Raw genomic sequence first — 19947 nt, forward strand, 5'->3', positions numbered from 1 at the left:
GAGATGGAACTCCCGAGGGGCGGGACGTGCACGGTAGCGTGCCTTGATTGACCGCCGAGTGACCTGGGAGGGAACGCCGAATGTTCCGCAAGGTTCTTGTCGCCAACCGCGGCGAGATCGCGATCCGGGCTTTTCGCGCTGCCTATGAGCTGGGCGCCGGCACGGTTGCCGTCTTCCCCCACGAGGACCGGAATTCGCTGCACCGGCTGAAGGCCGACGAGTCCTACGAGATCGGCGAGCCCGGTCACCCGGTGCGCGCCTACCTGTCCGTGGAGGAGATCATCAAGGCCGCGCGCAAGGCGGGCGCGGACGCGGTCTACCCCGGTTACGGCTTCCTGTCGGAGAACCCGGAACTCGCCAAGGCGTGCGCCGAGGCCGGGATCACGTTCGTCGGCCCGCCCGCCGACGTGCTGGAGCTGACCGGCAACAAGGCGCGCGCCATCGCCGCCGCCCGCGAGGCGGGCCTGCCGGTGCTCAGGTCGAGCCAACCGTCCAGCGACATCGACACCCTGCTGGCCGCCGCCGAGGACATCGACTTCCCGGTGTTCGTGAAGGCCGTCGCGGGCGGTGGTGGCCGCGGTATGCGCAAGGTGGACGAGCCCGCCGCGCTGCGCGAGGCGCTGGAAGCGGCCTCCCGCGAGGCGGAGTCCGCGTTCGGCGACCCGACCGTGTTCCTGGAGCAGGCCGTGGTGGAACCCCGCCACATCGAGGTGCAGATCCTCGCCGACGGCGAGGGCCACGTGATGCACCTGTTCGAGCGCGACTGCTCGGTGCAGCGCCGGCACCAGAAGGTCATCGAGATCGCGCCCGCCCCGAACCTGTCGCCGGAGCTGCGCGAGCGGATCTGCGGCGACGCCGTGCGGTTCGCCCGCCACATCGGCTACCGCAACGCGGGCACCGTCGAGTTCCTGCTCGACCCCAACGGCAACTACGTCTTCATCGAGATGAACCCCCGCATCCAGGTGGAGCACACGGTCACCGAAGAGGTCACCGACGTCGACCTGGTGCAGTCCCAGATGCGCATCGCGTCCGGCGAGACCCTGGACGACCTCGGCCTCAGCCAGGACACCGTGCAACTGCGCGGCGCGGCCCTCCAGTGCCGCATCACCACCGAGGACCCGGCCAACGGGTTCCGCCCCGACACGGGCATGATCAGCGCCTACCGCTCGCCCGGCGGCTCCGGCATCCGGCTGGACGGCGGCACGACCGGCGCGGGCACCGCGATCGGCGCGCACTTCGACTCCATGCTGGTGAAGCTGACCTGCCGCGGTCGCACGTTCTCCGCCGCCGTCGCCCGCGCCCGCCGCGCGGTCGCCGAGTTCCGCATCCGGGGCGTGTCCACGAACATCCCGTTCCTCCAGGCGGTGCTGGACGACCCGGACTTCTACGAGGGCCGCGTCACCACGTCGTTCATCGAGAAGCGGCCCCACCTGCTGACCGCCCGGCACTCCGCCGACCGCGGCACGCGGATGCTGACGTACCTGGCGGACGTGACGGTGAACAAGCCGAACGGCCCGCGCCCGTCCGCCGTGGACCCCAAGGACAAGCTGCCCGTCATCGACCTGGCCGCCGAACCGCCCGCCGGGTCCAGGCAGAAGCTCACCGAACTCGGGCCGGAGGGCTTCGCGCGGTGGCTGCGCGAGTCCAAGACCCTCGCCGTCACCGACACCACGTTCCGCGACGCGCACCAGTCGCTGTTGGCGACCCGTGTGCGCACCAAGGACCTGTTGGCCGTCGCGCCGCACGTGGCGCGCATGACGCCGCAACTGCTGTCGTTGGAGGCGTGGGGCGGCGCGACTTACGACGTGGCGCTGCGCTTCCTCGCCGAAGACCCGTGGGAACGGCTCGCCGCGCTGCGGGAGGCCGTGCCCAACATCACCCTCCAGATGCTGCTGCGCGGCCGGAACACGGTGGGCTACACGCCGTACCCGGAGGCGGTGACCACCGCGTTCGTCGAGGAGGCCACCAAGACCGGCATCGACATCTTCCGCATCTTCGACGCCCTCAACGACGTCGAGCAGATGCGGCCCGCCATCGAGGCCGTGCGCGAGACCGGGACGGCCGTCGCCGAGGTGGCCCTGTGCTACACGGCCGACCTGTCCGACCCGGAGGAGCGCCTCTACACGCTCGACTACTACCTGAAGCTGGCCGAGCAGATCGTGGGCGCGGGCGCGCACGTGCTGGCCGTGAAGGACATGGCGGGCCTGCTGCGCCCGCCCGCCGCGGCACGGCTCATCACCGCGCTGCGCAAGGAGTTCGACCTCCCCGTGCACCTGCACACGCACGACACGGCGGGCGGCCAGCTCGCGACGTACCTCGCGGCCATCCAGTCCGGTGTGGACGCGGTGGACGGCGCGGCGGCGTCCATGGCGGGCACCACGTCGCAGCCGCCGCTGTCGGCGATCGTCGCGGCCACCGACCACACCGAGCACGCCACCGGGCTGGACCTCCGGGCGGTGTGCGACCTGGAGCCGTACTGGGAGGCCGTGCGCAAGGTGTACGCGCCGTTCGAGTCCGGCATCCCCGGTCCCACCGGCCGCGTGTACCGCCACGAGATCCCCGGCGGGCAGCTGTCCAACCTGCGCACCCAGGCGGTCGCGCTCGGCCTCGGGCAGAAGTTCGAGGAGATCGAGGCCATGTACGCCGCGGCCGACCGCATCCTGGGTCGGCTGGTGAAGGTGACGCCGTCCTCCAAGGTGGTCGGCGACCTGGCGCTGCACCTGGTCGGCGCGGGCGTGTCGCCGGAGGACTTCGAGGCGGAGCCGAACCGGTTCGACATCCCCGCCTCGGTCGTCGGGTTCCTGTCCGGCGAGCTGGGCGACCCGCCCGGCGGCTGGCCGGAGCCGTTCCGCACCAAGGCGTTGCAGGGGCGCACCGCGCCCAAGCGCGTCGCCGAGCTGACGCCGGAGGACGAGGAGGGCCTGGTGCGGTCGCGCCGCGCCACCCTCAACCGCCTGCTGTTCCCCGCGCCGACCAAGGAGTTCCTGGCGCATCGCGAGGCGTACGGCGACACGAGCGTGCTGCGGAGCAAGGACTTCTTCTACGGCCTGCGACCGGGTGAGGAGTATTCGGTCGACCTGGAGCCGGGCGTCCGGCTGCTGATCGGGCTGGAGGCCATCGGCGAGGCCGACGAGCGCGGTATGCGGACCGTGATGGCGACGCTGAACGGGCAGCTGCGGCCGATCCAGGTGCGCGACCGGTCCATCGCGGCCGAGGTGCCGGTGGCGGAGAAGGCCGACCGGGGCAACCCGGACCACGTCGCCGCGCCGTTCGCGGGCGTGGTCACGCCCAACGTCGAGGAGGGCGAGCAGGTCGACGCCGGCCAGACGGTGGCGACCATCGAGGCCATGAAGATGGAGGCCGCGATCACCGCGCCGAGGGCGGGCGTGGTCAAGCGCCTCGCCGTGGGCGGCGTGCAGCAGGTGGAGGGCGGCGACCTGCTGATCGTCCTGGACTGACCGCTCCTGGTCGGCCGCGGGCCGGGTGTCCCCTCGGGGCGCCCGGCCCGCGGCGGTTCACCCGACCGGTCGATCAACCGGGCCTCGGGAACCGGTTGCCGGCCGAAGCCGTTGGAGGAGCCATGAAGAAGGTCACCGCAACGCTGCTCGGCGTGACGGCGGGCGCGGTCGCGTGGGCGTTGCGCGACGTGCCGGCCGCGCTGGGCGGGCGGCCGGGCGGGGAGCGCGTGCGGCGTTCACCGCAGTACCGGGCAGGCAAGTTCCGCAACCCCGCGCCCACCCGCACCATGCCGTCCGGCGGTGCGGCGGAAACGGTGCGGGAGCTGCTGTTCGGCGACCAGCGGCGGCACCCGGTCGGCGAGGTGCCCCTGGTGCGGCCGTCGGTCGGCGCGGCGGACGGGCTGCACATCACGTGGTACGGGCACGCCTCGTCCTTGGTGGAGATCGACGGCGCGCGGATCCTGATCGACCCGGTGTGGAGCGAGCGGTGCTCGCCGTCCCGGTTGGTGGGGCCGAAGCGGATGCACCCCGTGCCGCACGAACTCGGCGAGGTCGGGCCGGTGGACGCGGTGGTCATCTCCCACGACCACTACGACCACCTGGACCGCGCGACCGTGCGCGTGCTGGCGGAGGCCGGTCGGGCGGTCTTCGTCGTGCCGCTGGGCATCGGGGCGCACCTGCGGCGGTGGCGGGTGCCCGCGGAGCGGATCGTCGAACTCGACTGGGACGAGTCCCACGAGGTGGCCGGCGTGCGGCTGGTCGCCACGCCCGCGCAGCACTTCTCCGGGCGTGGTCTGCGGCGCGACCCGACGTTGTGGGCGTCGTGGGCGGTCATCGGGCCGCGGCACCGCGTGTACTACAGCGGTGACACCGGCTACTTCGACGGCTACCGGCGGATCGGGGAGCGGTACGGGCCGTTCGACGCGTCGCTGGTCCAGATCGGCGCGTACGGGCCGGGGTGGCCGGACATCCACATGACGCCGGAGGAGGGCGTGGCCGCGCACCGCGACGTCCGGGGCGGGCTGCTGATCCCCGTGCACTGGGCGACGTTCAACCTGGCGTTCCACGACTGGACCGAACCGGTGGACCGGGTGTGGCGCGAGGCGAAGGCCCTGGACGTCCCGCTGGCGGTGCCGCGGCCGGGTGAGCGGGTGGACGTGGCCGACCCGCCCGCCGTGGACGGGTGGTGGCAGGCGCTGGCGTGACGGCGGACCGCGGCGGGTCGGCTTCTCCGGTCCGCCGAACCCGCTCGGCCGGGGGCGTCGGGCGCGCGGGGTCCGGTCGGGCTGGGAGGATGGGGCGGTGACCAGGATCGTCGCGGGCTCGGCCGGTGGCCGTCGTCTGCTCGTACCGCCGCGCGGCACGCGCCCCACGTCGGAGCGGGTGCGGGAGGCGTTGTTCAGCTCGCTGGAAACCGTGCTCGACCTCGACGGCACGCGGGTGCTCGACCTCTACGCCGGTTCCGGCGCGCTCGGGTTCGAGGCGTTGTCGCGCGGCTCGGCGGCGGCCACGTTCGTGGAAGCCGACAAGCGTGCCTCCGACGTCCTGAAGAGCAACGCCAAGGCGCTCGGGCTGCCCGGCGCGACCGTCGTCAACCGCTCGGCCGAGGCCGCCGTCTCCGCGCCCGCCGACGTGCCCTACGACGTCGTGCTCGCCGACCCGCCCTACGCGGTCACCGATGCGCAACTCGGCCGGGTGCTCGCCGACCTCGTCGGCAACGGGTGGGTCGGGCCGGGCTCGCTGGTGGTCGTGGAGCGGGCCGCGCGGGGTGCCGAACCGGTCTGGCCGGCCGGGCTGGAACCGTTGCGCAGCAAGCGTTACGGGGACACGGCGTTGTTCTGGGCGGAGTACCCGGGTGATGCGGACCACGAGTGAAGGGGGCGCGTCCGATCGGGTGCTACCGTCCGAAACCATGACGCGTGCCGTGTGCCCCGGCTCCTACGACCCGGCCACCAACGGACACCTGGACATCATCGGGAGAGCGGCGAAGCTCTTCGACGAGGTCGTCGTCGCCGTGCTCATCAACAAGAACAAGAAGACCTTGTTCTCGGTCGAGGAGCGGACCGAGATGTTGCGCGAGGTCACCGCCCAGTGGCCCAACGTGCGGGTGGACTCGTGGCACGGGCTGCTGGTCGACTACTGCCGCGAGAACGACATCAGGGCCATCGTGAAGGGCCTGCGCGCGGTCAGCGACTACGACTACGAGTTGCAGATGGCGCAGATGAACCACCAGCTCACCGGCGTCGAGACGCTCTTCATGCCGACCAACCCCATCTACAGCTTCCTGGCCAGCTCGCTGGTCAAGGACGTCGCCACGTACGGCGGCGACGTGTCGTCGCTGCTGCCGCCGTCGATCATGGCGCGGCTCACCCACCGGCTCGCGGAGCGCCGCTGACCGGTCACGTGCGGGCACCGTTCGCCGGCACGAGGACCACCACCCGGCCGTCACCACACCGCCGCGGGCCGCGTCATGGTCGACATCTCCCGCCGACGCCGGGACACGCCTTGCCGATCTACCCGCGAGCGGGTGATCGGCAGGGCACACTAGGACGGGTACCGCTGTGTGGGCGTGGGGAGTGTGCCGTGTACCGGGTGTTCGAGGCCCTCGACGAGCTGGTCACGATCGTCGAGGAAGCGCGTGGCGTGCCGATGACCTCCGGCTGCGTCGTGCCGCGCGGTGACGTGCTCGAACTGCTCGACGACGTGCGGGACGCGATCCCGGCCGAGCTGGACGACGCCCAGGACGTGCTGGACCACCGCGACGAGCTGATCGGCAAGGCCCAGCACGAGCTGGAGTCCGCCACCAGCAAGGCCCGCTCGGACGCGGAGCGGATGGTCGCCGAGGCGCAGCACGAGGCCGAGCGGATGCTGTCCGAGGCGCGTTCGCGCGCGGAGCGGATGGTGGCCGAGGCGACCGACCAGGCCGAGCGCACCATCGGGGCGGGCCGCCAGGAGTACGAGGACCTGGTGGGCCGCGCGCACGCCGAGGCCGACCGGATGGTGCAGGCCGGCCGCGCCAACTACGAGCGCGCGCTGGAGGAGGGCCGTGCCGAGCAGGCGCGGCTGGTCGACCAGACCGAGGTCACGCGGGCCGCGCACGCCGAGGCCGCGCGCGTGCTGGACGAGGCGCGTGCGGAGGCGGCCCGGCTGCGCAGCGAGTGCGACGCCTACGTGGACGGCAAGCTCGCCGACTTCGAGGACCTGCTCGCCCACACGCTCCGCTCGGTCGGCAAGGGGCGCTCGCACCTGCGCGGCCCGGCCGTGACGGGTGCGGCGGCCCCGTTCGACTACCACGAGACCGCGCGCTCCTGACCTGCGACGACCTCCGGACCGCACGACGTCGGACCGGTCGATTTCACGTCCGCGCCCCTCGTCCCGTACCCTTGACCGGCTGGTCGTGGTAAGTCACCCGACGGCAAACACCGAAATCATGACTGAACACCACTACGCCTCCGCGCGTCCCGCAGCCACCGGGCCCTGGGTCATCGACACCAGGGACCTCGGGCGTCGCGCGGGCGCCAGCCGCACCTTCCGGCGCTCGGTCCCCGCGGCGGGCCTCGGCCTGCTCGGCGTGATCGCGGTGCCGCCGGGCGGCGACGTCGAACTCGACCTCCTGCTGGAATCGGTGGTCGAGGGCGTGCTGGTGTCCGGCACGGCCGCGACGACGGTCGAAGGGGAGTGCTCGCGCTGCCTGGAACCGCTGTCGGCCGAGGTCGAGGTGGAGCTGACCGAGTTGTACGCCTACCCGGACAGCACCACCGACGAGACCACCGAGGAGGACGAGGTCAGTCGGCTGCACGACGACCTGGTCGACCTCGAACCTGTGGTGCGGGACGCCATCGTGCTCGCCCTCCCGCAGGTGCCGCTGTGCTCGCCGGACTGCCCCGGGTTGTGCGTCGACTGCGGCGGCAGGCTGGCCGATCTCGGCCCCGATCACGGGCATGAGACGATTGACCCCCGTTGGGCCGCTCTCCAGGAGCGGTTCGGCGGGAATCGTGACAATCCAGAGGAGAACTAGTCGTGGCCGTCCCGAAGCGGAAGATGTCGCGCTCGAACACGCGCTCGCGCCGCGCTCAGTGGAAGACCGCTGCCGTGCACCTGGTGGCCTGCTCGAACCGGGCGTGCCGCCAGCCGAAGCCGCAGCACGTCGCCTGCCCGGCTTGTGGCCAGTACGACGGCCGCCAGGTCGTCCAGTCGGCCTGATTCCTCCTAGGCGAAGGTAGCCCGCACAGTGGGGGGTAGGTCGTCGCGCGGTCGGTCCGCCGACCGCGCCCCGTTGCTCGAAGCGCTCGGCGTCCAGTTGGACGCCGAGCTGCTGACGCTCGCTCTGACACACCGGTCGTACGCGTACGAGAACGGCGGCCTGCCGCCGAACGAGCGACTGGAGTTCCTCGGGGACGCGGTGCTCGGGATGGTCGTCACCGACCACCTGTACCGGACGCACCCCGAGCTGCCCGAGGGTCAGCTCGCGAAGCTCCGCGCCAGCGTGGTGAACATGCACGCGCTGGCGGGCGTGGCCCGCGGGCTGGGCGACGACGGCCTGGGCGGGCACCTGCTGCTCGGTCGCGGCGAGGAGCTGACCGGGGGCAGGGACAAGGCGAGCATCCTCGCGGACGGCCTGGAAGCCGTCATCGGCGCGGTGTACCTCCAGTTCGGCATCGACACCGCGCGTCAACTGGTCCACCACCTGTTCGACCCGCTGCTGGCGGAGGCGCCGCTGCGGGGTGCGGGGTTGGACTGGAAGACCAGTCTTCAGGAACTCACCGCCTCGGCGGGGCTGGGCGTGCCCGAGTACCGGGTCGACGACCAGGGCCCCGATCACCGCAAGGAGTTCACCGCCACGGTGCTCGTGGGCGGGCAGCCCCACGGGACCGGCGACGGTCGCACGAAGAAGGAAGCCGAGCAGAAGGCGGCCGAGGCCGCCTACCGCGTGCTGTCGGAGCGCGTCCGGGCGGAGCAGGAAGCCGCTGCCGGGAACGGTCACGCCAAGGGCTCGGCGAAGCCGCAGACCTCACCCACCGAGGAAGACTGACGCCGATGTATGCCACGAACGTCCGGACGAACCGGCGCGTGCGCGACCACCGCCACTCCTCCCTCCGACCGCTGAACGCCACCCGCAGCGGCGGCATCCAGGGCCTCGTCCTGGTCCGCGACACCGCGCAGGCCGGTGGCTGGGTGCTCAAGCCCACCAAGCCCCAGGCCGCCGCGTACGAGCTGCTGGAGGACCTGGAGTCCGCGGACGAGACCGAGGACTGACCGCCGCACGTGCCCGAGCTGCCCGAGGTCGAAGTAGTCCGCAGAGGTCTGCACGAGCACGTCGCCGGCCGGACCGTCGCCGCCGTCGAGGTCCTGCACCCCCGCGCCATCCGCCGCCACCTGCCCGGTGCGGTGGATTTCGCGTCCCGGTTGGCCGGTCGCACGATGCTCGCGGCCCGGCGGCGCGGCAAGTACCTCTGGGTGGACCTGTCCGACGGCGACGCGGTGCTCGCCCACCTCGGGATGAGCGGCCAGCTGCTGGTGCAGCCGGTCGGCGCGCCCGACGAGAAGCACCTGCGGGTCCGGGTGCGCTTCGCCGACGACGGCTCGGAACTGCGGTTCGTGGACCAGCGGACGTTCGGCGGGCTCCTGCTCGCCGAGGTGGTGGAGGTCGACGGCACGCCGCTGCCGGAACCGGTCGCGCACATCGCGCGCGACCCGATGGACCCGTTGTTCGACCCGGCCGCGGCGGTGGCCGCGCTGCGGCGGCGGCGCACCGACGTGAAGCGCGCGCTGCTGGACCAGACCCTGGTGTCCGGGGTGGGCAACATCTACGCCGACGAGGCGTTGTGGCGCAGCCGCCTGCACAGCCTGCGGCCCACCGACCGCCTGACCCGGCCGAAGGCCGCCGAACTGCTCACGCACGCCACGGACGTGATGCGGGAAGCGCTCGGGCAGGGCGGGACGTCGTTCGACGCGCTGTACGTGAACGTCAACGGGCAGTCGGGGTACTTCGACCGATCGCTGAACGTTTACGGACAGGAAAACCAGCCGTGCGCCCGGTGCGGGACGGCCATTGTGCGCGAACCGTTCATGAACCGGTCTTCCTACTCGTGCCCGCGCTGCCAGCCCCGACCACGCGGCACGTCGTGATCGCCGCGCGATCGGTTCCCGGTCGCCCGCTCAGCGTGATTTCGGTTCGGCGAGGCGGCGCAGCAGCGGCGTGACCGAGCGGACGTGGTCGCGTTCCTCTTCGGACATGCGCGACAACCGCTGGGACAGCAGTTCCGCCTCGCCGTGCGCGAGCGACGCGATGGTCTCGCGGCCCGCGCCGGTCAGTTCCACGATCGTGGCACGCCCGTCGGCCGGGTCCGCCTCGCGTCGCACCAGACCGCCGGATTCCAAGCCGGTCACCACCGTGGTCGCCGTCGGCTGCGAGCACAGGGCCCGCACCGCGATCTCGCCGATCCGCATCGGTCCCTGCGTGGCCAGCTCCGCCAGCACCAGGAGCTGGGTGGGCTGCAACCGGCGCACCGGTGCGGACAGGCGCAGGCTGCGGATCAGCCGGTGCACGGCGACCACGAGCTGTAACGCGTCCTGGTCGGTCACACTTGTGGTCATCGAGGACCTCCTCGCGGCTCACCCACCGTGAGCAGTCGTCCGAATTCGGACAGGACATTCGCACTATCGCCGCGCCGGTGTCCAGCGAACTGATTCATTCGCACCCGGATGTACTCAAGCTGTCCGCACCGGTGCGGTGAGCAAAGCGTTAGAACGTCATAAAAGCCTTGTTCAGGGGCGTCAAGACGCCATCAGGAAGGTGAGAATCCCGCTCGTTACCGCCACTTCACCGCGTGACCGAAGTAGTGTCACACCGTGACGAAGGTGCTCGTGGTCGACGACGAACCGCAGATCGTGCGCGCGTTGCGGATCAACCTGTCCGCGCGTGGTTACTCGGTGCTCACCGCCCACGACGGCACGGGCGCCCTGAAAGCCGCGGCCGAGGGCAAGCCGGACGTCGTCGTCCTCGACCTGGGCCTGCCCGACGTGGACGGCACGGAGGTCATCGCCGGCCTGCGCGGGTGGACGTCGGTGCCGATCATCGTGCTGTCCGCGCGCACCGATTCCGCCGACAAGGTGGAGGCGCTCGACGCGGGCGCCGACGACTACGTCACCAAGCCGTTCGGGATGGACGAGCTGCTGGCCCGCCTGCGGGCGGCCGTGCGGCGCTCCGCGGTGACCGAGGGGGAGGACGCGGTCGTGGAGACCTCGTCGTTCACGGTGGACCTGGCGGCGAAGAAGGTCGTGCGGGAGGGCGTGGAGGTGCACCTCACGCCGACCGAGTGGGGCCTGCTGGAGGTCCTGGCGCGCAACCGGGGTCGGCTGGTCGCGCAGCGGCAGCTCCTCCAGGAGGTGTGGGGGCCGCAGTACGCGAAGGAGACCCACTACCTGCGGGTGTACCTGGCGCAGCTGCGCCGCAAGCTGGAGCCGGAGCCGTCGCACCCCCGGCACCTGGTGACCGAGCCGGGCATGGGGTACCGGTTCGAGCTGTGACGGGGGCCATTCCACTTGCGCGGCCGACGTAGCGTGATCATGACGGCGAACGAGTGGATTGGCGGATTGATGGAGATCACGACGGCGCACACGGCCGAGATCGACCCGGCGGTGCTCGCGGCGGCACGCCGGCTGTGCGACGACGCGTTCGACGGTGAGTTCAGCGACGACGACTGGGACCACGCGCTGGGCGGTGTGCACGCCCTGGTGTGGGAGGACGGCGAACTCGTCGGCCACGGTTCGGTGGTGCAGCGGCGGCTGCTGGCCGGCGGTCGGGCGTTGCGCACGGGCTACGTGGAGGCCGTCGCGGTGCGTGCCGACCGGCGGGGTCGCGGGCACGGCGCGGCCGTGATGACCGCGCTGGAGGGCGTGCTGCGGCGGGCGTACGAGGTGGGCGCGCTGGGCGCGGCGGAGGACGCGGTGGACTTCTACGCCGCACGCGGGTGGGTGCCGTGGCGCGGGCCGACGTCGGTGCTCGGCCCGGACGGGCCGGTGCGCACCGCGGACGACGACGGCGGCCTGTTCGTGCTGCCGGTGACCGCCGCGCCGGACCTGGACGGCCCGATCGCGTGCGACTGGCGCGGCGGCGACGTCTGGTAGCCCGCTACGGCTTCGCCTCCGACGTCGGCACGGGTGTCGTCGCGGCGGACGACGGCGGCTCGGTGGTCGGGTGGTACGACGTCGGCGGGTTGCTCTGCGGTTGGGACGTCGTCGGCGCGGCCTCCTCGGTCCGGGTGGTCGGTGCCGGCACCTGCGCCGTCGGCCGCGCCGGCGACTCGACCGGGCGCGGCGCGGCGGCGGCGTCGCCCGTCTGCTTCGCCGGGCCGGGCGGCTCGGTGGTGGTCGGTTTGCCGGCCCGCGTGGACACCGTGATCACGACCGTGGACGGGGTGCCGTCGGCGGCGACGCGCACCGTGGTCTCGGCGGTCGCCTCCAGGTCGGCGCGCGGCTGCGGCGGGGCGGTCTCCGGCTCGCCGTTCGTGGCCAGCATGGACGCCAGGGTGACGATGACGGTGGCGACGAGCGCGCCGCCGCCCGCCAGCAGCGCCGTCGACGGGATCTTCCTCTTCGGCGCCGCCGGACGATCTTGCTCGAACACACCATCTCCCTGTGGGAACCCGGCTTGATGGTCAACTGTTCGAGTTATCGGCGAGAAGCGCGGGACGCCGCATCATCCGAGCGATCCTCCACACCTTCGTGTGGTGGAGCGTCACTGATCCGCGGCGTCCTCGTTGGGCGTGCTCCCGTCCGCTCCACTCACGGGCGGCGGCTCGCTGGGCGGCGGAGTGGACGAGGTGGGGTCCACCGGCGGCGTGGTGGTCGTGGTGACCACCGGCGTCTTGGTGGTGGTCGTGGTGGGCTGCTCGACCTTCGGCGGCGGTGCCGAGTCCTCAACGGTCGTGGTGGTCGTCGTGCCGTCCGGGTTGGTCACGGTGGTCACGCGTCGCCTCGGAGGCGTGGTCGTGGTGGTCGTCGTCCCGCTGGACGACGTGGTGCTCTCCGACGTCGTGGTGGCCGTGACGGACGTCGTGGGCGTCGACGTCACCGTCGTGAGGGTGTTGCGGGACGTCACGTTCTCGCGCGTGGTCGGTCTCGGTGACGCGCTCTCGCCGGTCGCGCCCGCGATCGAGGCGACGGACGCGAAGATCGTCGCCACCAGCACGCCGGAGGCGGCCAGCAGTGCGGTCGGCGCCACGCGCGACCGGCGGTGGTCGGGTTCCGGTGTCTCGTACAGCCCGTCGGTCACACGCGCTCCTCGTTACCAGCCGAAGTTCTGCGTCCAGTACCAGCCGTCGGTCGCCACGCCCACGCCGATGGTGGTGAAATCGCAGTTCAGGATGTTGCGGCGGTGGCCGTCCGAGTTCATCCACGACTTCATGGCGGCTTCCGGCGTCCGCTGGCCCTTCGCGATGTTCTCGCCGCCCGGACCGGGGTGGCCCGCCTCGCGCATCCGCTGCGCGAAGTCCACCCCCTCCGGCGTGGTGTGCGAGAAGTAGTCGCGGGCGGACATGTCGTCGCTGTGGCCCTGCGCGGACCGCACGGCCCGTTCGTCCACCGTCAGCGGCTCGCAGCCGGCCTCGGCGCGTGCGTCGTTGACCAGGTTCACGACGCGTTCCACGTCCGACGCGGGCTTGGGCGGTGTGGCGGTGGTGGTCGGCGCGGTCGTCGTCTCCACCGTCGTCGTGGTGGGCTCGGCCGTGGTGGTCGTGGTTTCCACCGTCGTCGTGGTGGGCGAAACGGCGGCGGTGGGTGCCGTGGGCGTGTTCGGGGCCGGTTCGCGCGCGGGTAACCCGACGCCACCCATGCCCGGGTTGTCGACCTGCGGCTCCTGTGCTGTGGTGGGCGCGATGAAAGGGGCGAGCCGGTCGGGGCTCGCGAACGCCGCACCGGTCGCGCCCGCGGCGCCCAGCAGGAGCCCGACGAGTCCGCCCACGACGGGTCGGTTCACGCGCCGCGCAGTCACGGTCGCGCACCGTACCACTATCGGGTGAAATGTCAGGATGGGTTCCGTGGCTGGAGCAGAGCGGGACGTGCGGCTCACCGCGTGGGTGCGCGGACACGTCCAAGGGGTCGGTTTCCGGTGGTGGACCCGGGCCAGGGCGCTTGAGCTGGGCCTGGTCGGCAGCGCGTCGAACCTGCGGGACGGCCGGGTCGAGGTCAACGCCGAGGGGCCGGAGGCGGCGTGCCGCGCGCTGGTCGACGCGTTGCGCTCCGGCGGCGCACCCGGCCGGGTGGATTCCGTCGTGGAGCGGTGGACGGCGGCGCGTGGCGGGTTGACCGGCTTCGTGGAGCGCTGAAAACCGCTGGTCGCGGTGGGTCCGCGGGCCACGTGGCGGCGTGCCTGCCGCCGTTCGCGGCACCCCCGCGGGTACTCTGCCCCGGTGCACCTCAAGAGCCTGACGCTGAAGGGTTTCAAGTCCTTCGCCTCGGCTACCACGCTGCGCTTCGAACCCGGCATCACCTGCGTCGTCGGGCCGAACGGGTCCGGCAAGTCCAACGTCCTCGACGCGCTCCGCTGGGTGATGGGCACGCAGGGCGCGAAGGACCTGCGCGGCGGCAAGATGGAGGACGTGATCTTCGCCGGCACGTCCGGCCGCGCGCCGCTCGGTCGGGCCGAGGTGACGCTGACCATCGACAACTCCGACGGCGTGCTGCCGATCGAGTACACCGAGGTGTCGATCACCCGCCGGATGTTCCGCGAGGGCGCGACCGAGTACGAGATCAACGGCAGCTCCTGCCGCCTGATGGACATCCAGGAGCTGCTGTCGGACTCCGGCATCGGCCGCGAGATGCACGTGATCGTCGGCCAGGGCCAGCTCTCCGCGATCCTGGAGTCGAAACCGGAGGAGCGCCGGGCGTTCGTCGAGGAGGCCGCGGGCGTCCTCAAGCACCGCAAGCGCAAGGAGAAGGCGCTGCGGAAGCTGGAGGCGATGCAGGCCAACCTGACCCGCCTCACCGACCTGACCGCCGAGCTGCGCCGCCAGCTCAAGCCGCTGGGCAAGCAGGCGGAGATCGCGCGCCGCGCGCAGGTCGTGCAGTCCGAACTGCGGGACGCGCGGATGCGCCTGCTGGCCGACGACCTGGTCACGCGCCGCGCCGCGCTGGCCCGCGAGGAGCAGGACGAGGCCGCCGCGCGTGCCCGCCGCACCGAGGTGGAGCAGGCGCTGCAACAGGCCCAGGTGCAGCAGAACGAGCTGGAGGACCAGGTCGCGGCCGACGCGCCGAGGCTCCAGCGCGCCCAGGACACCTGGTACCGGCTGTCCGCGCTGGAGGAGCGGCTGCGTGGCACGGTGCGGCTGGCCGCGGAGCGCGAGCGGCACCTGTCGGCGGTGGTGGACGCGCCACGCGGCGGGCGCGACCCGGACGAGCTGGAGGCGGAGGCCGAGCAGACGGCGCTGCTGGAGCAGGAACTCCAGGAGGGCGTGACGGAGGCCCGCGTCGGTCTCGCCGAGGCCGTCGAGACGCGGGCCGAGCTGGAGCGCGTGGTGCAGGCGGCGGAGAAGGCGCACCTGGCCGCCGTGCGGGCCATCGCCGACCGGCGTGAGGGCCTGGCCCGGTTGTCCGGCCAGGTGGAGGCGTTGCGCTCGAAGACCTCCGCGACCGGCGAGGAGATCGAGCGGATGTCGGCCGTGCTCGCCGAGGCCGTGCAGCGGGCCGAGGCGGCGGCGGAGGAGCTGGCCGAGGCACGCGAGGCCACCGGTGCCGAGGACGAGGACGACGCGGGCGTCGAGGAGCGGCACCGGCAGGCGGCGGAGGCCGACGCGGCGGCCCGCGGCCGGGTCGAGGAGCTGGTGAAGGCCGAGCGCGCCGCCGAGCGCGACATCGCGTCGTGGCAGGCGCGGGTCGACGCGTTGTCGCTGGGCCTGACCCGCAAGGACGGCGCGGGCGCGTTGCTCGCGTCCCGGCTGCCCGGCCTGCTCGGCTCGGTGGCCGCGCTGCTCACCGTCGAGCCCGGGCAGGAGGTGGCGCTGGCCGCCGCGCTCGGGCCGGTCGCCGACGCCGTCGCGGTGTCGTCCGGCGCGGACGCGCTGGCCGCGCTGGAGCTGCTCAAGGAGCAGGACGCGGGCCGGGCCGGGTTGCTGGTCGGCGGACCGGGGCGGGTGGACCGGACCGGGTGGCCCGCCCTGCCGCCGGGCGCGCGGTGGGCGGTCGAGCTGGTGCGCGCGCCCGAGGCGTTGCGTCCCGCGCTGGACCGGGCGCTGGACCGGCTGGCCGTGGTGGACGACATGCCCGCGGCGTGGTCGCTGGTCGAGGCGGACCCGCGGGTGCGCGCGGTGACCCGTGACGGCGACGTCTTCGGCGTGGACTGGGCGGCCGGCGGCACCGGCCGCAGCCAGAGCGTGATCGAGGTGCAGGCGGCCGTCGACGAGGCGTCCGAGGCGTTGGCGCTCGCCGAGCGCGCCCTGGAGCAGTCGACCGCGGCGCTGGCGGGCGCGCGTGCCGAGCAGCAGGCGCGGCGTGCCGAGGTCAACGCGCTCAAGGAGCAGCTCAACGAGGCCAAGGTGCGGCGTGCCCGGTCGTCGGAGCGGCTGAACCGGCTCGCGGCGGCCGTGCGGTCCGCGGAGGCGGAGGCGGAGCGGGCACGTGCCCAGCGGGCGAAGGTCGAGGCGTCCCGCGAGGAGAACCTGCTCAAGCTCGGCGAGCTGGAGGAACGGCTGCTGGTCGCCGAGGAGCAGCCGCTGGACGACGAGCCCGACACGGCCCAGCGCGACGAGGCCGCCGCCGAGCTGGCCGCGGCCAGGCAGGGCGAGGTGGACGCCCGGCTGCACCTGCGCACCGCCGAGGAGCGCGCGCGGGCGTTGCAGGGCAAGGCGGACGGCCTGCGGCGGGCGGCGCGTGCCGAGCGGGAGGCCAGGGAGCGCGCGCGGCGGGCCCACGCCGCCCGCGCGCGTGGCGCGGTCGTGGCGAAGGCCGTGGTGCGTGGCGGCGAGACCGCGTTGGAGCGGATCGCGGTGTCGCTGGCGCGTGCGGCGCGGGAGCGCGACGCCGCCCAGGAGCGCAAGGCGCAGCGCGAGACGTTCCTGGCGCAGGTACGCGGCCTGGTGCGGGAGATGTCGGTGGAGCTGGAGAAGCTGACCGACGCCGTGCACCGGGACGAGGTGCTGCGTGCCGAGCAGCGGCTGCGCATCGAGCAGTTGGAGACCAAGGTCGCCGAGGAGTTCGGCATCGGCCTGGAGGACCTGGTCGCCGAGTACGGCCCGGACGTGCCGATCCCGCCGTCGACGCAGGAGGTCGCCGAGTACGAGGCGGCGAAGGAGCGGGGCGAGGCCGTCACGCCGCCGCAGCCGATCCCGTTCGACCGGGACACCCAGGCGCGGCGGGCCAAGCGCGCCGAGCGCGACCTCTCCCTGCTGGGCAAGGTGAACCCGTTGGCGCTGGAGGAGTTCGCGGCGCTGGAGGAGCGGTACAAGTTCCTGTCCAACCAGCTGGAGGACATCAAGGCCACCCGCCGCGACCTGCTGACCGTGGTGAAGGAGGTCGACGACAAGATCCTGGAGGTCTTCACGTCGGCCTACGAGGACGTGGCGCGTGAGTTCGAGGTCGTGTTCAAGGTGTTGTTCCCGGGCGGTGAGGGCCGGTTGGTGCTGACCGAGCCCGACGACATGCTGACCACGGGCATCGAGCTGGAGGCACGTCCGCCGGGCAAGAAGGTCAAGCGGCTGTCCCTGCTGTCGGGCGGGGAGAAGTCGTTGGCGGCGGTGGCGATGCTGGTGGCGATCTTCCGGGCGCGGCCCTCGCCGTTCTACGTGATGGACGAGGTCGAGGCGGCGTTGGACGACACCAACCTGCACCGGCTGATCGGCCTGTTCGAGCAGCTGCGCGAGCGTTCGCAGCTGCTGATCATCACCCACCAGAAGCCGACGATGGAGATCGCCGACGCGTTGTACGGCGTCTCGATGCGTGGTGACGGCATCAGCCAGGTCATCTCGCAGCGCCTGCGTGGTCGGGAGGAGCTGAAGCCGAAGGCCCCGGTCGGGGATTAACGCCGGGCGTCCAGCTCGGCGGCCTCCTCGGGGGTCGGCGCGAGACCACCCCGGTGGGCGGGCTGCCACCACCGGCCCTCGCCGGGGTCCGGGTAGCGCTCCTGCGCCTGGTCCAGCAGTTCCTGCATCCGCGTGCGCAGGTCGTGCTCGGTGGTGGGCGCGACGGGTTCGCCGACGACGATCGTCACCGGCACGTGGCGTTGCGTGAGGTGCTTGGGCCGGCCCTTGGTCCACAGCCGCTGCGTGCCCCAGATGGCGGTGGGCAGCAGGGGCACGCCCGCCTCGGCGGCGAGGCGCACCGCGCCGCTCTTGACGTCCTTCACGGTGAACGACCGGCTGATCGTCGCTTCGGGGAAGATCCCGACCACTTCGCCGGCCCGCAGCGCCGCCAGCGCCTGCCGGTACGAGTCCTGACCGGCGGCCCGGTTCACGGGGATGTGGTGCATCCCACGCATCAGGGGACCGGACACGCGGTGCTCGAACACCTCGTGCTTGGCCATGAACCGCACCAGGCGACGGGACGGCTGCGCCGCGAGACCGGCGAAGATGAAGTCGAGGTAGCTGACGTGGTTGGCGGCCAGGACCGCCCCGCCGGTGGCCGGCACGTGCCGTGCTCCGTCCACCGTGATGCGGAGGTCGAGCACGCGGAACATGAGCTTGGCCGCGGCGATCACCGGCGGGTACACGCGGTCTGGCACACCTGGGGGCATACCCCAGACGGTACGCTACTGGCGGGTAACCGTGTGCTCACGCACGACGCGGGGCACGCCGGCGAGATCCTCGTCGTTGCACAGCAGCTTGAGGTTGTAGTAGGGCGAACCCTGGGTGTCGTCGTAGTCCAGGTGGACCGCGATCACGTCGACCGGCTCGCCCAGCCAGTCCTGGGTCTGCCGCAGCCAGGACGATGCTCGTTCGAGCGCGCTGGGCAGGTCGTCGTCCCGGAACTCCACCGGCCGGTAGGGGACGTCTTGCACGTGGTCCCGCTGGTTGGCAGGCATCGGCAGGTCTACCGCCACCCCGCTGTCGTTGAGTTCGAGTTGGATCGTTTCCTCACTCACCCTTTGAGGGTCCACCACCCCAGGTCGTGCGGCAAGAGATGGTGCGCTGTTCGGGTGTGCGGTGCGGCGTCGCGTCGGCCACGCCGGACGGTGGCGGTGACCTGGTGATCGCTGTGCGGAGCGGGCGGTTGGCGTTGCGGGCACGGGTGATCCGCGGCGGGGGGTGCGGGATCGGCGGGCGCGCTGGGCGGTGTGGTGCGAGGGGTGCGGTGGGTCGGCGGTCGCGGCGGCGCGGGTGGGGCGCGGGTGCGGCGGTGGGTCGGCGGGCGCGGTGCGGCGGGCGGTGCGAGGTGGTGGATCGGCGGGGGGCGGCGGCGGGCGGTGTGGTGTGGTGGATCGGCGGGCGGTGAACGGGTGGCTGCGGGCCGTGATCGGGGTGTGCGGTGGGGTGGGCCTGCGGTAACGAGTCCGGGTGGTGCCGGCCGGGCGGGTGGAAAACTCCCTCGCGTTCAACCCCGCCGCGAGTGACTATTCCGGACATGTATGACATCCGTTTCGCCGGCCAGGACGACCTCGACGCCGTGCTGGCGCTGCTCGTCCGGCTCCAAGCCGACACCGCGCACCACATCGGCTACCTAGGTGAGACGCTCGGCGAGCTGACCGAGGAACTGGCCGAATTCGAACCCGACTGGCCGTCGTGCACGGTCGTCGCCACCGACGACTCGGGCCGCCTGTGCGGTGTGCTCAGCGTGGAGGTGGACACCGAGCTGCGCCGCGTGTTCCTGCACGGCCCGTTCGTGGACGTACCGGTGAACCACCCGGCGGGCAGCCGGATCTGGGACCAGACGGCCGATGCGCTGTACGCGCGGGCCGAGCCGCTGCTGCGCGACATCGCCGACCGCGAGGTCTACGGCCACACCGAGCACCGCCGCCTCGCCGCGTTCGCCCAGCGGCACGGGTTCACGGCGGGACGGGCGAGCGGCATCCACGTCTTGGCGGGTGACGGGCTGCGCAACCTCCTGCTGCGTGACGCGGGCTGTCCGCGCACCGGCCCGGCGCGGGAGATGCGGGTGCTGCCGACCGACGCCTCGGTGCACCAGGCCGTGGCCGTGCTGCACGAGCGCTGCTTCCCCAAGACCTACCTGTCCGGGCGACAGCTGGTGGACGAGAGCCGCGGTCACACCGTGGTGGTGGCGATGGACGGCGAGCGCGTCCTCGGGTACGCCGCCGGCAAGGCCGAGCCCGGTGAGTTCTACGTGGACTTCGTCGCCGTGGAGCCCGATGTGCGCGGCGCCGGGGTGGGCGCCGCGCTGGTCACCGAACTGGTCTGGAAGCTCGCCGAGCGGTTCGGCGCGCGACCGCAGGCCGCCGCGTCGATCCTGGTCGGCAACGCCTCCTCGCGGCGGATGTTCGACCGGCTGGGCTTCCGGCTGCACCTGGAGCTGGTGGCGTACCGGGCCGGTCGCGCGGCGTGAG

General features: G+C 72.7%; 21 protein-coding genes. 15 read left to right on the plus strand and 6 right to left on the minus strand.

All coding sequences use genetic code 11. The annotated features are described in order from the left end of the window. Nucleotides 1–80: 80 nt before the first annotated feature. The 10 genes from KZQ38_RS05670 (at nucleotide 81) to mutM (ending at nucleotide 9587) form a co-directional block, all read left to right on the plus strand. The gene (locus KZQ38_RS05670; RefSeq protein ID WP_219439040.1) at nucleotides 81–3458 is read left to right on the plus strand and encodes a pyruvate carboxylase; all 3378 of its coding nucleotides are present in this window, start codon (nucleotides 81–83) and stop codon (nucleotides 3456–3458) included. 122 nt (nucleotides 3459–3580) lie between these two features. Further along, nucleotides 3581–4663, plus strand: coding sequence for an MBL fold metallo-hydrolase (locus KZQ38_RS05675; RefSeq protein ID WP_219439042.1), 1083 nt, complete (start codon nucleotides 3581–3583; stop codon nucleotides 4661–4663). A gap of 97 nt (nucleotides 4664–4760) precedes the next feature. After that, on the plus strand, nucleotides 4761–5333 hold the full coding sequence (gene rsmD, locus KZQ38_RS05680; protein WP_219439044.1) for a 16S rRNA (guanine(966)-N(2))-methyltransferase RsmD: 573 nt from the start codon (nucleotides 4761–4763) through the stop codon (nucleotides 5331–5333). 37 nt (nucleotides 5334–5370) lie between these two features. Then, complete coding sequence (gene coaD / locus KZQ38_RS05685; protein ID WP_219439046.1) at nucleotides 5371–5853, plus strand: pantetheine-phosphate adenylyltransferase; 483 nt, start codon at nucleotides 5371–5373, stop codon at nucleotides 5851–5853. Nucleotides 5854–6041: 188 nt separating this feature from the next. Further along, nucleotides 6042–6770 carry a DivIVA domain-containing protein gene (locus tag KZQ38_RS05690; protein ID WP_219439048.1) on the plus strand — a complete coding sequence of 243 codons (729 nt, stop codon included), beginning with the start codon at nucleotides 6042–6044 and terminating at the stop codon, nucleotides 6768–6770. 118 nt (nucleotides 6771–6888) lie between these two features. Next, a complete protein-coding gene (locus tag KZQ38_RS05695) occupies nucleotides 6889–7476 on the plus strand; it encodes a YceD family protein (protein ID WP_219439050.1) in 588 nt (195 codons plus the stop codon). 2 nt (nucleotides 7477–7478) lie between these two features. Next, nucleotides 7479–7661: a 50S ribosomal protein L32 gene (gene rpmF / locus KZQ38_RS05700; RefSeq protein WP_219439052.1), complete on the plus strand. Its 183-nt coding sequence runs from the start codon at nucleotides 7479–7481 to the stop codon at nucleotides 7659–7661. A 28-nt stretch (nucleotides 7662–7689) separates the two neighbouring features. After that, nucleotides 7690–8490, plus strand: coding sequence for a ribonuclease III (rnc, locus tag KZQ38_RS05705; protein ID WP_219439054.1), 801 nt, complete (start codon nucleotides 7690–7692; stop codon nucleotides 8488–8490). Nucleotides 8491–8495: 5 nt separating this feature from the next. After that, a complete protein-coding gene (locus KZQ38_RS05710) occupies nucleotides 8496–8714 on the plus strand; it encodes a hypothetical protein (protein WP_219439056.1) in 219 nt (72 codons plus the stop codon). Nucleotides 8715–8723: 9 nt separating this feature from the next. Then, nucleotides 8724–9587: a bifunctional DNA-formamidopyrimidine glycosylase/DNA-(apurinic or apyrimidinic site) lyase gene (gene mutM, locus KZQ38_RS05715; protein WP_219439058.1), complete on the plus strand. Its 864-nt coding sequence runs from the start codon at nucleotides 8724–8726 to the stop codon at nucleotides 9585–9587. Nucleotides 9588–9617: 30 nt separating this feature from the next. Here the strand turns inward: mutM and KZQ38_RS05720 are convergent, their stop codons facing one another. Then, a complete protein-coding gene (locus tag KZQ38_RS05720) occupies nucleotides 9618–10055 on the minus strand; it encodes a MarR family winged helix-turn-helix transcriptional regulator (RefSeq protein WP_219439060.1) in 438 nt (145 codons plus the stop codon). A gap of 255 nt (nucleotides 10056–10310) precedes the next feature. On the opposite strand from KZQ38_RS05720, the gene KZQ38_RS05725 reads away from it, so the two are divergent. Beyond that, complete coding sequence (locus KZQ38_RS05725) at nucleotides 10311–10988, plus strand: response regulator (RefSeq protein ID WP_219439062.1); 678 nt, start codon at nucleotides 10311–10313, stop codon at nucleotides 10986–10988. 39 nt (nucleotides 10989–11027) lie between these two features. Further along, a complete protein-coding gene (locus KZQ38_RS05730; RefSeq protein ID WP_372452208.1) occupies nucleotides 11028–11588 on the plus strand; it encodes a GNAT family N-acetyltransferase in 561 nt (186 codons plus the stop codon). 4 nt (nucleotides 11589–11592) lie between these two features. On the opposite strand, the gene KZQ38_RS05735 is transcribed toward KZQ38_RS05730, so the two are convergent. From KZQ38_RS05735 to KZQ38_RS05745, 3 genes are all read right to left on the minus strand, one after another. Next, complete coding sequence (locus KZQ38_RS05735) at nucleotides 11593–12087, minus strand: hypothetical protein (RefSeq protein WP_219439064.1); 495 nt, start codon at nucleotides 12085–12087, stop codon at nucleotides 11593–11595. Nucleotides 12088–12198: 111 nt separating this feature from the next. Beyond that, entirely contained in the window at nucleotides 12199–12735 is a 537-nt protein-coding gene (locus KZQ38_RS05740) for a hypothetical protein (RefSeq protein WP_219439066.1), read from the minus strand. Between the two features lie 12 nt (nucleotides 12736–12747). Beyond that, entirely contained in the window at nucleotides 12748–13452 is a 705-nt protein-coding gene (locus KZQ38_RS05745) for a CAP domain-containing protein (RefSeq protein WP_308258254.1), read from the minus strand. 37 nt (nucleotides 13453–13489) lie between these two features. Here KZQ38_RS05745 and KZQ38_RS05750 point away from each other — a divergent pair, with 37 nt between their 5' ends. Both KZQ38_RS05750 and smc read left to right on the plus strand, forming a co-directional pair. After that, nucleotides 13490–13786, plus strand: a complete 297-nt coding sequence (locus KZQ38_RS05750) for an acylphosphatase (protein ID WP_219439068.1) — start codon at nucleotides 13490–13492, stop codon at nucleotides 13784–13786. Between the two features lie 84 nt (nucleotides 13787–13870). After that, nucleotides 13871–17473 carry a chromosome segregation protein SMC gene (smc, locus tag KZQ38_RS05755; RefSeq protein ID WP_219439070.1) on the plus strand — a complete coding sequence of 1201 codons (3603 nt, stop codon included), beginning with the start codon at nucleotides 13871–13873 and terminating at the stop codon, nucleotides 17471–17473. Here the strand turns inward: smc and KZQ38_RS05760 are convergent. Next, nucleotides 17470–18171 carry a lysophospholipid acyltransferase family protein gene (locus KZQ38_RS05760; protein WP_219439072.1) on the minus strand — a complete coding sequence of 234 codons (702 nt, stop codon included), beginning with the start codon at nucleotides 18169–18171 and terminating at the stop codon, nucleotides 17470–17472. The genes smc and KZQ38_RS05760 overlap by 4 nt on opposite strands. A gap of 27 nt (nucleotides 18172–18198) precedes the next feature. After that, entirely contained in the window at nucleotides 18199–18531 is a 333-nt protein-coding gene (locus KZQ38_RS05765) for a hypothetical protein (protein ID WP_219439074.1), read from the minus strand. Between the two features lie 479 nt (nucleotides 18532–19010). Here KZQ38_RS05765 and KZQ38_RS05770 point away from each other — a divergent pair, with 479 nt between their 5' ends. After that, nucleotides 19011–19946 carry a GNAT family N-acetyltransferase gene (locus KZQ38_RS05770; RefSeq protein ID WP_219439076.1) on the plus strand — a complete coding sequence of 312 codons (936 nt, stop codon included), beginning with the start codon at nucleotides 19011–19013 and terminating at the stop codon, nucleotides 19944–19946. Nucleotide 19947 lies beyond the last annotated feature (1 nt).

Source organism: Saccharothrix obliqua (genome assembly GCF_019375475.1).
GTDB lineage: Bacteria > Actinomycetota > Actinomycetes > Mycobacteriales > Pseudonocardiaceae > Actinosynnema > Actinosynnema obliqua.